The following is a 13,529-nucleotide window of genomic DNA, read 5'->3' as shown; positions in this document are numbered from 1 at the left end:
CCATGATCTTGCCTGCGACTCCGCCCGGCTACGACCGGGCCCGGCACGGAGTGCATCTGCTCCAGTCCGCCGACGTCATCGCCGACCCGACCCGCTACATCAACGCCATCACCGAACTCGGGCCCTTGTTCTTCGACGAGGTCGGCTCCGTGTGGGTGTGCTCCGGCTACGCCGAAGCCGTTGAGATCCTGCGCGACCACGAACGCTTCTCCTCCGTACGCGAGCACGACCCCCACGCCCTGCGCGCCCGGGGCCTGCACGCCTCCGCCCACCTGAGCGCGATGGTCCATGAACAGATGCTCTTTCTGGACCCCCCGCAGCACCACGCCATCCGCTCCGCCCTCGCCGGCCAGTTCTCGGGCCCCCGCGTCAAGAGCCGGGAGGATGATCTGCGGGACATCGTCACCGGCATTCTGCACGCCCTTCCCGAGCAGGGCGCCCTCGACCTCGTCGAGGACTTCGCCGCGAAACTCCCCTCCGCCTTGGTCGCCTACCTGTTCGGCATGCCCGGCCGGGAGGCGGAACTCACCCGATGGGCCGAGGCGTACGAACGGTTCCTCGGCAGCCTCGCTGCCCTGCCCGCCGCCCCCGACGCCGAAGTCGACCAGACCCTTGCTCAGGCCCTGAACACCCTGGAGCAGGAGGCCCGTCACCGGCTCAAGCACCCGGGCGACGACGTGATCAGCGCGCTCACCGCTCCACTGTCCGGCCGGGCCCCCACCGAGGAAGAAGTCCTCGCGGTCGCCGCGAACGGCATCGTCCTGGTCGGCGGCGGCTACCAGACCCTCACCCACCTCGTCACCTCCGCATTGCTGGCCCTGCACCACGACCCCGAACGCCAGCACCAAGTCCGCCAGGACCCGGCCCTGCTCGCCGCCGTCGTCACCGAGACCATGCGCGTCAACGGCTCCAGCCAGTTCGTCGCACGCAGGGCCACCACCGACACCACCGTCCACGGAATCCCCATCACAGCCGGTGACAGCATCCTGGTCCACCTGGCCGCCGCCAACCTCGACCCGCGCACCTTCACCGACTCCGGGATTCTCGACCCGGGCCGGCACGGCCCCCGGCATCTGGGCTTCGGAGCCGGACGCCACACATGCCCCGGTGCCGGCTACGCGGAACGCCTGGCCTGCTACGCCGTCGAAGGATTCCTGGCCAAATACCCGTCCTACACACCCGCGGACGGCCCCTCGGCCTTGGTCTGGGGCCTGCACGGAAACACCCGCTGCCTCCAGCACGCCAAGGTCCGCATCGGCACCCACACCCCCGGCAACACCGAGACCGAGAGGCGAGACGCACCCGTGCTCCCCGCCCGCTCCCTCGACGCCGACCCCACCACCACGCAGCAACCAGCCCCCACCGCATGCTGGCACGAAGCCTTCGAACAGCAGGCCCGAACCACCCCCGACGCCCCGGCCGTACAAGGACCCCACGAGACCCTCACCTACCGCGAACTCGACGAGCGGGCCAACGCCCTGGCCTACCGGTTACGCCGGCAAGGGGCCAGGCCCGGCACCGTTGCGGCCGTGGTCATGGAACGCTCTCCCGAGTTCGCGCTGGCCGTACTCGCCGTCGCCAAGACCGGTGCCGCGTTCCTCCTCGCCGATGCGTCCTGCCCCCGCGAGCGGCTGCGGACCATGCTCGTCGAAGCCGAGGCACGCCTCGTCATCAGCGATCACTCCCTGCCTCCCGCCATCTTCCCCGCCCAGGTGACCGCTACCGGCGACAGCGACCGATACCCCGATGCCCCGCTTACTGGGGCCACCGCCGGAGACACCGCGTACATCGTCTTCACCAGTGGCACCACCGCCACCCCCAAAGCCATCGCCATCAGCCACGAGGCCACCGTCAACCTCCACCTCGCCCAGCAGGAGATCTTCCACCAGGGCCCGGGAGACCGGATCCTGCAGTTCCTCTCCCCGAACTTCGACGGCTGTGTCGGCGACCTCATCCTCGCCCTGCTGTCCGGTGCCACCCTGGTCGTCGCCCCCTCCGAGGACCTCATCGTCGGACCGCCCCTGATGCGACTTCTCGCCGCCCAGAAGATCACTATCGTGATCCTCACCCCCTCGGTCTGGATGGCACTTCCCGACGAACCCCTGCCCGATCTGCGGATCGCGGCCTCCGCGGGTGAACGCCTCCCCGCAGCCTGGGCACAACGCTGGTCCCACCCCGGACGCCGCCTGCTCAACCTCTACGGCCCCGCCGAAACCGCAGTCCTCGCCACCTGGCACGAATGCTCACCCACCGAAGAACGCCCGCCCATCGGACGGCCCATCGCCAACAAACACACCTACCTCCTCGATGACGCACTGCGCCAAGTTCCCGCCGGACAGGAAGGCGAACTGTGGATCGGCGGCATCGGCGTCGGCCGCTACCTCAACCAGCCCGACCTGATGGAAAAGCACTTCGCCCGCAACCCCCACACCACCCCCACAGCCCCCCCGAGCCTCCTCTACCGCACCGGAGACATCTGCCGCACCCGCTCCGACGGCACGCTCGACTACATCAGCCGTCGCGACCGACAGGTCAAATTCCACGGCCAACGCGTCGAACTCGACGAGATCGAACGCGTACTGGAAACGGCCCCCGGCGTCGCTGCCTGCCACGTCCATCCCCAAGACGACCGCCTCGAAGCCCTGATCGTCCCCGCCGGACCCCACCTCGACGAAGATCCGATCAGCGCCCACCTCAACGCCCGCCTGCACGGCGCCATGGTGCCCACCACGTTCACCCAGGTCACCGAACTCCCGCGGTCCATCAACGGCAAGTCCACCCACAACAGCGCACCCCCCATCCCGCCGCCGGCCACCGACCCGCCCCCGCCCGAACCTGATCCGGGAGCCGATCAGCGACGGCACTCCCGCCTCACCTGGAAGATCGCCCAGGAGTTCGCCCAGACCCTGGACCTGCCCCTGCGTGATATCCACACCGCCTCCGACTTCTTCAGCATCGGCGGCGACTCCATCAAACTGGCCGCTTTCCTCGCTCGTCTGGAAGCCCTCACCGGCACCCCCGTAGACACCGCGGTGCTCATCACCGCCCCCACCCCCGCAAAGATCGCGGACCTTCTCCTCACCGCGGGAGCTCCCTCATGATCCGCCCGGTCCTGCGCACGAAAAAGGACACCGGCCCCCACAGCGTCCTCTTCGTCCACGGCACCATGGACCACAGCGCCACCTTCCAACAGGTCGCCGCCCACTTGCCCGGCTGGACGATCTCCGGGTACGACCGGCGAGGCTGGGGCGCCTCCCGTCCGCTGGCCGATACCCAGACCGCGCTGGCCGACCATGTGGCCGATCTCATCGCCGTGGCAACCCGCCTGCGGCAGCCCGTCCTGGCCGGTCACAGCTATGGCGCTCTGACAGCCCTGGCCGCCGCAGCCCAACGCCCCGGCCTGTTCCGTGCGGTAGTCGCCTACGAACCCCCCATCCCTTGGCTGCCCTGGTGGCCCGGCACCGCACCCTGGGAACAACTGGTCCACGACACCATCCCTCAAGGCCCCGCCGCCACGGCCCGCGCCCTGCAGCAGGCCGTCCTCGGCCGCCCCGCCCACGGCAAGAGCGACGCACAGCTCCACCCCGACGGCCTCGCCCTCATCCGCGAGATGACCGACCCCACCCTGGACGAGCCCTGCTTCGACCCGAGCACCCTGCGCACCCCAGTCCTCACCGCCTCGGGAAGCCGATCACTGCCCCACCACCAGCACACCGCACTCCACCTCGCCCACCTCCTGCCCGCAGGGCGCCACGAGACCATCGAAGGCGCCGACCACATCGCCCACGCCACCCACCCGCGGCACTTCGCGGAAATCCTGACCCAGAGCGCGACCGCCACCCCCACACGCTGACCCCGCGCCCGTCCGCCCGACACACGAGGCCGGACGGCTACCGCTCACCCGAAGGAGGATCTCTCCGTGCTGCCCAGCAACCTGGACAAGGCCGTCTTCGGCGTCATCACCACACCTGTGCTACACCTCGCCGACCGCCACCACGTCTTCGCCCACCTCACAGCCACAGGGCCCGCCCGCGCTGAGGACATCGCCCAAGCCCTACGCCTCGACGCCGACGTCCTGGAACGCATGCTGCTGCTCCTCGCCGCGCATCAGATCCTCCACCGCACGTCCACCGGGCGCTACGCAGTCCCCCCGGACATACAGCCCTTCCTCGACCCCGGCAATCCCCACTACATCGGCGGCTTTCTCACCCACCTCGTCCAGGAGACAGCCACCCGTACCCCCGCCCTCAACTCCTACCTGCAGCACGGAAAGGCCGTCGTCGACGGCCCCGACGCCCAGCCCTTCGCTTCTCTTTACCGGGACGAACAGTCCACTCGTCGCTTCCTCACCGCCATGTGGGACCTCAGTTACGCTCCATCCCGAGAACTCGCCGCCCTCGGGGACCTCACCGGAAGCACCCACCTGATCGATGTCGGCGGAGCCACCGGCCCCTTCGCCATCGCTGCCCTGCGCCACGCGCCCGGCCTTGAGGCCACCGTCTTCGACCTCCCGCAGGTCGAGCCCTACCTCGATGAGACACGGAAGGCACACAACCTCGCCGGCCGCCTCCACTTCACTCCGGGCGACTTCTTCACCGACGAACTGCCCGAGGGGGACTGCATCGCCTTCGGCTACATCCTGTCCGACTGGCCCGACGCCACCTGCGTCCAACTCCTGCGCAAAGCTCACCGCGCCTGCCGCCCCCACGGACATGTCCTCGTCATGGACCGCCTCTTCGATGACACCCGACAAGGCCCCCTTGCCACCTCCGCAATGAACCTCACCATGCATCTGGAAACCCAAGGCCGGCACCGCACCGCCCACGAATTCACCGCACTCCTCAACGACGCCGGCTTCACCCGCTGCGAGGTCCGCAAGTCCAACGGGGACAAACACCTCATCGTCGGCTACCACGACTGACCGAACCGCCGGGGGCGGACCCGAGCCGTGTGTGCTCCAAGAGTCCGTGACGCTCCCGATATCCCCGGGGCAGGGAACAGTAGTGATCGTTCACGAGACGCGCTCTTCAGCGACGGACAGCCCACTGTCCGACCCCGGACGAGCGGGGAGAGTCGCCGCGTTCGCGCTGGGCCGGGTGAACTTCCCCCGGTTGTCGGGAGCTGTTCTCGCCGCGGCCGGAGAGCGGGCCCGTCGTTGCGGCGGCGGACCCGCCTGCTGCTGTGAGGTATCCGGACCTGAGGCGAGCGGCGATGCCGTGAGGTCCCTGCGCGAGCACTATGCCTCCCAGGCCATCAACGCTCTCCGATGAGCACCCTCTGAGGGCTCGTGACGAAGATTCGTATACAACTGTTGGCGTGTTGGCCCCGGCGGATGGGGATGACGGTGACCGCGCGGAGTCGCAGTGTCTTCGATTCTGCCCACGGGGGAGCGGGGCGAAGCTCTTCGTTCCTACCGGGACTGGATGGGCCCTGATGTGCTGCCAACACATCAAGAGTCCTCTCATCTTCCCCTGGTATATGGGTAGTTGGGCCTCAAGGAGAGGCGGGGGGTGAGGTGGAGCCGGACGTGGCAGACGGTGTCGTCGGGGCTTCGCGCTGAGGCCCGGTGCGTCGCGGAACGCCGGTGGGGCGGCTGTCACGACGTGCGGGCTACCGTTGTCCATCTCGCTGCTTTTGTATACGGTCTTGTGCTGTACGGCAGCCGTAACGGGAACGAGCGGCGGCCCGTGACGAGTGAGGTGAGCCTGATGAGTACCGAGAGGGCCGTCCCGGAACGGCGGCACGGGGTCGGGGCGCGGGAGCCTCGCCGGGAGGATTCCCGCCACATGGCGGGCCGGGGCTGCTTCGTCGCCGACGTGCGGCTTCCCGGGCTGCGTGAGATCGCGTTCGTACGGAGCCAGGTCGCGCACGGACTCATCCGCGCGATCTCCGTCCCGGAGGGGGACCGCGAGGCGGTGTGGACCGCCGAGCGGCTCGCGCCCTTCGCCGAGCCCTTGACGGCGACCTCGACGCTGGAGGGGTTTCGCGAAGCGCCGCTTCCCAACTTGGCGTCGGGGAAGGTGCGTTACGTCGGAGAGCCGGTCGCCCTGGCCGTCGCCGGCACCCGGGCGGAGGCGGAGGACGTGGCCGGCCGGGTCAGGGTGGATCTCGAAGCGCTCCCCGCCGTGGCCGGCTTTGACGCGGCCCTGGCGCCCGGCGCGCCGAGGGTGCACGAGGACTGGCCGGACAACATCTTCGCCACCACCTCTGGCGAAGTGGGCGACGTGGACGCGGCGGCCCGCGAGGCGGCGGTCACCGTCACCCGCGAGTACACGATGAACCGGCAGGCCGTCGTGCCGCTGGAGACCAGAGGGGTGATCGCGCACTACAACCGGTCGGCCGACGAACTCGTGGTGTGGTCCTCGACGCAGACGCCGCACATGATCCGCGACATGATCGCGCTCCAACTCGGCATGCAGGCCCGGCGAGTGCGGGTGATCGCCCCCGACATGGGGGGCGGGTTCGGGAGCAAGTGCTCCGTCTACCCGGAAGAGATCGCGCTCGCCGCCATCGCGACCCAGGTCGACCATCCGGTGCGCTGGGTGGAGGACCGCTGGGAGGCCCAGGTCGCCTCCACACAGGCTCGTGATCACCGACACCGGGTCACCGCGTACGCGGCGGCCGACGGAACGCTGTTGGGAGTGGACGCGGACATCCTCGTCAACAGCGGGGCGTACTCGGTGCACCCATGGACGGCGACGATGGACGCCACCATGGCCTCGGCGATGATCCCCGGGCCCTACCGGCTGCCGAACTACCGCTTCCGCACCCGGAGTCTGGCCAGCAACAAGACCCCTTCGGGCCCCTACCGCGGTGTCGCCCGGCCCGCCGCCGCCTTCTCCATCGAACGCACCATCGATGAACTCGCCCTCGCGCTGGGCATGGAACCGTACGAGATGCGCATCAAGAACATGGTGTGCAGCGAGGACATGCCCTTCACCTCCGTCGCGAACAAGGTCTACGACAGCGGCGACTATCCCGAAGCCGTACGCCGCGCCACCGCCCTCATCGGGCACGACAAGTGGCGCGCGCGTCAACGGGCCCTGCCCGCCACGGCCCGTCGGCGCATCGGCGTTGGTTACGCCTCCTTCACCGAGCAGACCGCGCACGGCTGCATCGAATGGGCCACCCGCGGACTGGCCGTCACCATTGGAACCGAAGGCGCTCGGCTGGCCATGGACGCCACCGGGAGTTTCGTCCTGAGCGTCGGGATCAAGAGCCATGGGCAGGGCCTGGAGACCACCCTCTCGCAGGTCGTCAGCGAGACCTTCGACGTCGAGCCCGACCGGATCACCGTGCTGCACGGCGACACGGCCCTCACCCCACGCGGTGACGGCACCTTCGCCTCCCGCTCCATGGTGATGTCGGGCGGAGCCACGCACCGGGCCGCCCAGGCGCTCGCGGAGAAGGTCCTGCGAATCGGCGCCGTACTCATGGACGAGCCCGTCGAGGACCTGACCCTGAGCGACCACGCCGTGGTGGGGAAGAGGAGTTCGATCGGCTACGCGCGGCTGGCCAAGGAGTTCCTCTTCACCCCCGACCACGTACCGGGTGTCGAGGCCGGCCTGGAAGTCACCTGCCACTACCGGCCGGACGTGCAGACCGGTGCGTTCACCTACGCCACGCAGGCGGCCGTGGTGGAGGTCGACCTGGACACCGGATATGTGCGGCTTCTCGACTACGGAGTGGTCGAGGACTGCGGCACGGTGGTGAACCCCCTCATCGTCGACGGCCAGATCCTCGGCGGCATCGCCCAGGGCATCGGCAACGCCCTCCTGGAGGAGATCGTGCACGACGCCGACGGGCAGCCGAAGTCGACGAGTTTCCTGGACTACCTGCTGCCAGGGGCCACCGAGGTGCCGCGGATCAGGATCGAGCACATGTCGACGCCGTCCCCGCACACCACGTTCGGCGTCAAGGGCGCCGGCGAGGGCGGGGCCATCGCGCCGCCCGCCGCCATCGCCAACGCCGTACGGGACGCGCTGCGCGAGTTCGGTACGCAGGTCAACGAGACCCCCATGACCCCGGAGCGGGTGTGGACGGCGCTCCAGGCCGGCCGGCCGGCTGCCGAGGCCGGCGCGGCATTGGAGGCGGCCCGATGAAGGCACCGCCCTTTCGCTACCACCGGCCCACCACCCTGGACGAGGCGGTCGAACTGCTCGCCGGCGCCGGTGACGACGGCAAGGTCATCGCCGGCGGCCAGAGTCTCGTCCCCATCATGAACATGCGGCTGGCCGAGCCGGAGACATTGGTCGACCTCACCGGCGTCGATGCGCTGCGCACCAGCCGGGAGACGTCCTTCGGCGCCCGTTACGGCGCGACCACCACACACATGAGATTCGAGCACGGGCTCGTGCCGGACGTTACCCGGGGCCTGCTGCCGTACGCCGCCGCCGGCATCGGCTACCCGGCGATCCGCAACCGCGGCACCGTGGGCGGCAGCCTCGCGCACAGCGACTCCTCCGCCGAGTGGCCCACGGTCATGTCCGCCCTGGACGCCACCGTGCACACCCGCTCCGTACGCGGCACGCGCGCCGTCCCCGTACGGGAGCTCCTGCTCGGCTTCTTCACCACCGCGCTGGCACCCGATGAGCTGATCACCGAGGTTGAGGTGCGGCGCCTCGATGCTTCGACGCGGTGGGGCATGTACAAGATGTGCCGCAAACCCGGCGAGTTCGCGGACTCGTTGGGCGTCGCCCTCGGCGAACGGGACACGAACGGGCCGTGGCAGGACATCGAGCTGTGGCTCGGCGCGGCAACCGACCGCCCGCTGCGGCTGAGCACCACCGAAGCGGCCGTCCGTGGCGGAACATCAGCCGACCTGGAGCCCGCCCGCCTCGTGGCGCCCCTCGCACAGGACACGGGCCAGGACCTGTCGGGCCTCGATTCCACCGCGCGGCACGCGCTGCAACTGCACGCGGTCACGGTCCACCGCGCGCTGCGGGCCGCGGAGGGGATGACACCGGATGCATGAGATCACTGTTCAGATGACCGTCAACGGCCGGCCGCACACAGTGCGTACAGCCGGCCGTACCACCCTGGCCGACCTGCTGCGCGACCAACTCGGCCTCACCGGGCTGCATCTGGGCTGCGAACAGGGGGTGTGCGGGGCCTGCACCGTCACGGTGGACGGGCTGCCGACGCGTGCCTGCCTCACCCTGGCCGGGGGATGCGAAGGAAGTGAAGTGGTCACGGTCGAGGGCCTGGAAGGCCCTGACGCGGAGAGGCTGCGGGACGCCTTCTCCCGGAACGGCGCACTCCAGTGCGGCTTCTGCACGCCCGGGATGCTCCTGTCCGGACACCATCTCGTCTGCGCGCGGCAGACGCTCACCCGGGAGGAGATCGGCGTCGCCATGTCCGGCAACCTCTGCCGCTGCACGGGTTACAACGGCATCGTCAACGCAGTCGGGCAGGCGGTGGAGAGCGGCATCGCGGCCGAGGACGCGGCGGTCGCCACCCACCGGAACGACGCGCCGGCCACCCACCGGCACAACGAGGAGTAGAGCATGGAGTTCACCAACAACTTCGTCGTCCCGGCCGCGCCCGAAGAAGCCTGGGCCCTGCTGACCGACGTACCGAGGATCGCCCCCTGCATGCCGGGCGCGAGCGTGCTCCCCAAGGACGACGGCTCCTACGAGGGGACGGTGACCGTCAAAGTCGGACCGATCAAGGTCAGCTACGGAGGCACGGCGGCCTTCCGCGAACGCGACGCGGACAAGCGGCGCATGGTGCTCGACGCCGGCGGCAACGAGAGCAGCGGAAAGGGTTCGGCCGAAGCCGTCGTCACCGTCGACCTGGCACCCGAAGGCAGCGCCGGCACCCGCGTCTCGGTGGGAACCCAGCTTCAGGTCACCGGCAAGGTGGCCCAGTTCGGGCGCAGTGCGATGGCGGATGTGGGTGCGCGGCTGATCGGTCAGTTCGCGGCGAACCTCGAAGCGATGCTGGCCGCCGAGGAGCAGCCGACCGCCGCCTTCGGGCAGCGGCCGCACGGTTCGGCGGCAACCTCCGCTCCCGCCGACCCGGGCGGTGCGGAGCTGAACGCCCTGGCCTTCGTGTGGCCCGTCTCCCGCCGCTACGCGCCGGTGGCCGGGGCGTTCGTGATCGGCGCGCTGTCGGCGTGGCTCGTCAGCCGTCTGCGGGGGCGTCGTGCTCCTGCCGTTCCAGCACCGATTGCTGGGCAGCCCTGAGATGAACCTTCATGATCATCTCGGCTGAGATCGCGTCCTTGCGGCGCAGCGCCTCGATGAGCCCCCTGTGGTGCTCAGCGCTGCGCGCGAGGTCGCGCTCTGTGTACTGCAGGAATGTACGGCGCACCAGCGGCAGCCCGAGCACACCTGTGAGCAGATGGACGAGGCCGTCGTTGCCGGTGGCCGCCAGCAACATCGCGTGGAAGTCGTTGTTCAGCCCGACGGCCCGTTGCCTGCCCGCACGGCCGCCCTCCGCGATCGCCTGCTCGTACTCGGCGAGGTTCGCTTCGAGCGCGGCCAGATCCTCCGGTCCGATCTTCTGGGCGGCCACCGCCGCCACATATCCCTCGATCACGGTGCGCAGCCCATAGATCTCCGCCACCTGCTCGGAACTCCAGGACACGACCTGTGCGCCCCGGTGGCGCTCGATCCGGACCAGCCCCTCGGAGTGGAGCTTGCGCAACGCCTCGCGTACGGGCGTACGGCTGATCCCCATCGAGGCGGCCAGGGATTCCTCCCGCAGCCAGATCCCGGGGCGCAGCTCTCCCGAGGCCATGCGCTCGGCGATCTCGGCATAGGCACGCTGGGCCGCTGTCGTCTCCGCCCCAGGGCCCTCTGCCACGGCGGACCTCCTCATTCTCGGTGCGGGAGCCGCGACGGTGCGGAAGCCGACGATGCCGCAGACCACAGTGCTGGAGACCGCACTTCGCGTCCCGTCCCGAAAGATAGCCCAGTGAACCGGCGAGACTCGCCCCCGGGTGCCACCGCACCATGCCGGCCGTGCACCAACCCGGACAGTGGCGGTAAGTGGTGCTACGGCTGGTACCTCACCGGCTCGACCGCGCTGGCCAAAGTAGGCGTTATCCCTTCACGTCCCAAGGGAGTGAAACCGTGGCAAGGGGAGGCGGCGCCGCAGGGCGGCTTCCGCGTGCCGCCGCACACCTGCGCCCCTCGATTCTGCTGGAGGCGGGGGAGTCCGTGGTGACGCTGGCGCGGCGGCTGGGTCACTCCTCGCCCGCTATCACGCTCGGTTACTATGCCCACTTCACGCCGGAGGCTGGAAGCGAGGGGCGCGCCGCCGTCGACGGGCTGCTCGGAAGATAGAGGCTCGGCGTGCGGGCTGAAACGCCCAGTTTCTCCCCAGGGCTGATCGCGCGTGGTTCCCTGGACCGTACCGTTTGGAGTGCACCATGAAATGCAAGGTGTGTGGCGTGGAGGGCCTTGGAATATGTTGAGAGAGGTTATCGCGACCCGCTATGTCACGCCGCTGCGTGAGGGTGGCTCCCTGCCGGGGCTCGTCGAGGCCGACGACCTGGGTACGTACGTCATGAAGTCGTCTCTTGCGTCGGCCTGAGCTGCGGAAACGGCCTCCAGGGAGCGCCTGACCTGAGGGGATCAGCCTTTCAGGCTCTTTCGGTTTGCTGTCGCTTTATGCGGTCGATTCTCCCCAGACGCTCCCCACAGGGGCTTCGTTCTCCCCAGATTCTCCCCGGCGGCGTACTGCGTTACGGCAGGTCGGGCCGCGCATCCGTCCCTGTTGGCAGCGTGTTGCCCGGCTACTCACTGTCCCGACGGCCGGTCTGCTACTGATGGGACTCCGGTCCCGGCCGACGTGCCGCCAGGTCCATCCGCAGACCACAGGCAACCCTGGTCGAGGCGGGCTATGCAGAGCCTGATGCCGCCCAAGGGTGAGAGGGATCTTGGGTCGCTACTGCGGAGTCGGCATCTTCGCGGACGCTTGGCCGAGTGCGTCGGGGAGATGGACGCGGTCCTCGACATCGGGTCGGGCGAGCCTGCATTGAGGAAGCCCACCACAACCTTGCTGAGTCCCCACGGCCCCACGTCGAACAGGGCAAGGCCAACAGGCCCTCCCGTGCATCCGCATCACCAGAGCCGGACTCATCGCTCTGGACCCATGCCCGTCGGCGCCGACAAGCAGACGGTACGCGAACTGGTCTCCCTCCGCGATCGCCGTATCGCCTTCGTGGCCTGCGACTCGGCGGCTTCTACCCGCGACCTGGCATACTTCCGCGAGCACAGGTACCGGGTACGCACGCCGCGGGTTCGACCTGTTTCCGATGACGCACCATGTGGAGTGCGTGGCGATCCTGAAGCCGGTGGGGAAGGGCGCCTGACCTGCGGGTTCGAGTGATGTGCGTTATGTGCGTTATGTGCGGTGTGGGCGTTACGGGCGATATCTTGACGCTGAAATGACGCTCTCCGAGGTATCTTGACGCTCATGTGGCGCTCGTTCTGATGGCTCGTCAGGTGGCTTTCGTTGCTGATCAGACGGTCTGTTGGCTGCGAGGGCGTGGCGAGACAGCGAGAATTTCAGGGTGCTCGGGAGTCCTATTCGGCCTCGCGTGCGTAGTGACCGGTAGGTTCTTCGTCCTTAGACGTTGTTGTCTTTCCGGACTTGAGGGCCGCGTTTCCGCTGGTCGGGCATAGGGCGGGTGATCCCGTGGGAGTTGTGGCCTGTCGTGCTGTCACTGTCCGGGAGGTCGTGGATGCCGTCGGTGGTCGGGCTGTTGGAACAGCGTGAGTTGGGTGCTCGCCGTCGTGTGGACGAACTGCGGGAGGCGGCCGACCGCGTCCAGGCCGAGTTGGCCGTGGCCGAGCGGGAATGGAAGGAGTGGGCCATCGCCTGCTCGCGGGTCGGCGAGGTGCTGGCCCCCGTGGACGAGAGCGGGCAGGACCCCGCCCCGGCCGAGGGGACCGCGCCGACCGTCGAGGAGCAGTCCCGAAGGACGTCGAAGGTGCCGACCGCGGCGAAGTCGAAGGTGCCGGTGTGGCGTGCGGGGCTGGCCTGGTCGGTGCTGTCGGTGGACTACCAGCGCATTCTGCAGGCACTCGCGGACCGGGCCCGGCTTCATCAAGGGCCGTTGACGTGCCAGGAGATGGCCGCGGCGTTCGGCATGGACGTGGTGCCGGCTCGGGTGGAGGCACTGCGGTCGAAGGCGAAACGCTTGGTCGCGCGCGGCTGGCTGGCCGAGTCGGCGCCGGGCCGGTTCACGCTCGCTGCGGGTGTGGCCGGGCCAGGCGGCGGGTCATGAGCAGGGTCATCGACCAGTAGATCATCGCCTCGGCGCTGGTGGTGCGGCGTTCGCAGTCGCGTGCCAGGCGGCGGGTGCGCATCAGGTGGGCGAAGAGGCGCTCGACGATCCACCGCTTGGGCAGGACCACGAAACCGCGCATGTCGTCGCTGCGCTTGACGATCGCCAGGACCAGCGCGAAAGCGGTGAGGCAGTGCTCGACCAGGCCGCCGGTGTAGCCGCCGTCGGCCCAGACGAGGGCGAGGCGGTGGTGCGCGTCGGCGACTTGTCGCAGCAGGACCTGGGCGGC

Annotated in this window: 11 protein-coding genes and 1 pseudogene; 10 read left to right on the top strand and 2 right to left on the bottom strand. The window is 69.3% G+C overall.

Going from position 1 to position 13,529, the window contains the following annotated elements:
- Nucleotides 1–2: 2 nt before the first annotated feature.
- The 7 genes from AC07AB_RS33325 to AC07AB_RS33295 all read left to right on the top strand — a co-directional run bounded on the left by AC07AB_RS33325 (nt 3) and on the right by AC07AB_RS33295 (nt 10,187).
- The gene (locus AC07AB_RS33325) at nt 3–3,101 is read left to right on the top strand and encodes an amino acid adenylation domain-containing protein (protein WP_478575008.1); all 3,099 of its coding nucleotides are present in this window, start codon (nt 3–5) and stop codon (nt 3,099–3,101) included.
- On the top strand, nt 3,098–3,853 hold the full coding sequence (locus tag AC07AB_RS33320; protein WP_478575006.1) for an alpha/beta fold hydrolase: 756 nt from the start codon (nt 3,098–3,100) through the stop codon (nt 3,851–3,853). The genes AC07AB_RS33325 and AC07AB_RS33320 overlap by 4 nt, the downstream gene beginning before the upstream one ends.
- A gap of 66 nt (nt 3,854–3,919) precedes the next feature.
- A complete protein-coding gene (locus AC07AB_RS33315; RefSeq protein ID WP_478575003.1) occupies nt 3,920–4,921 on the top strand; it encodes a methyltransferase in 1,002 nt (333 codons plus the stop codon).
- 787 nt (nt 4,922–5,708) lie between these two features.
- Nucleotides 5,709–8,102 carry a xanthine dehydrogenase family protein molybdopterin-binding subunit gene (locus AC07AB_RS33310; RefSeq protein WP_478575001.1) on the top strand — a complete coding sequence of 798 codons (2,394 nt, stop codon included), beginning with the start codon at nt 5,709–5,711 and terminating at the stop codon, nt 8,100–8,102.
- Nucleotides 8,099–8,974, top strand: coding sequence for an FAD binding domain-containing protein (locus AC07AB_RS33305; protein ID WP_478574998.1), 876 nt, complete (start codon nt 8,099–8,101; stop codon nt 8,972–8,974). Before AC07AB_RS33310 ends, AC07AB_RS33305 begins: the two co-directional genes overlap by 4 nt.
- Nucleotides 8,967–9,503: a (2Fe-2S)-binding protein gene (locus AC07AB_RS33300; RefSeq protein ID WP_478574995.1), complete on the top strand. Its 537-nt coding sequence runs from the start codon at nt 8,967–8,969 to the stop codon at nt 9,501–9,503. The genes AC07AB_RS33305 and AC07AB_RS33300 overlap by 8 nt, the downstream gene beginning before the upstream one ends.
- Nucleotides 9,504–9,506: 3 nt before the next feature.
- On the top strand, nt 9,507–10,187 hold the full coding sequence (locus AC07AB_RS33295; protein ID WP_478574992.1) for an SRPBCC family protein: 681 nt from the start codon (nt 9,507–9,509) through the stop codon (nt 10,185–10,187).
- Here AC07AB_RS33295 and AC07AB_RS33290 read toward each other — a convergent pair.
- On the bottom strand, nt 10,126–10,809 hold the full coding sequence (locus AC07AB_RS33290; protein ID WP_478574990.1) for a GntR family transcriptional regulator: 684 nt from the start codon (nt 10,807–10,809) through the stop codon (nt 10,126–10,128). The genes AC07AB_RS33295 and AC07AB_RS33290 overlap by 62 nt on opposite strands.
- Nucleotides 10,810–11,078: 269 nt before the next feature.
- Between AC07AB_RS33290 and AC07AB_RS33285 the strand changes: the two genes are divergently transcribed.
- From AC07AB_RS33285 to AC07AB_RS33275, 3 genes and pseudogenes are all read left to right on the top strand, one after another.
- On the top strand, nt 11,079–11,291 hold the full coding sequence (locus AC07AB_RS33285; RefSeq protein ID WP_478574988.1) for an integrase: 213 nt from the start codon (nt 11,079–11,081) through the stop codon (nt 11,289–11,291).
- 124 nt (nt 11,292–11,415) lie between these two features.
- A pseudogene (locus AC07AB_RS33280) lies at nt 11,416–11,520 on the top strand (HipA family kinase); the annotation flags it as partial.
- Between the two features lie 1,174 nt (nt 11,521–12,694).
- On the top strand, nt 12,695–13,240 hold the full coding sequence (locus tag AC07AB_RS33275) for a hypothetical protein (protein ID WP_478574985.1): 546 nt from the start codon (nt 12,695–12,697) through the stop codon (nt 13,238–13,240).
- Here AC07AB_RS33275 and AC07AB_RS33270 read toward each other — a convergent pair.
- Nucleotides 13,197–13,529, bottom strand: a 333-nt coding sequence (locus AC07AB_RS33270; RefSeq protein WP_478574982.1) for a transposase, incomplete at its 5' end; no start/stop codon positions are given. The two genes, AC07AB_RS33275 and AC07AB_RS33270, sit on opposite strands and share 44 nt — an antisense overlap.

The organism is Streptomyces sp. NPDC044033, from assembly GCF_056434425.1.
Note: the sequence above shows the minus strand (reverse complement) of the source record. Positions and strands in the feature narration are given on the sequence as shown.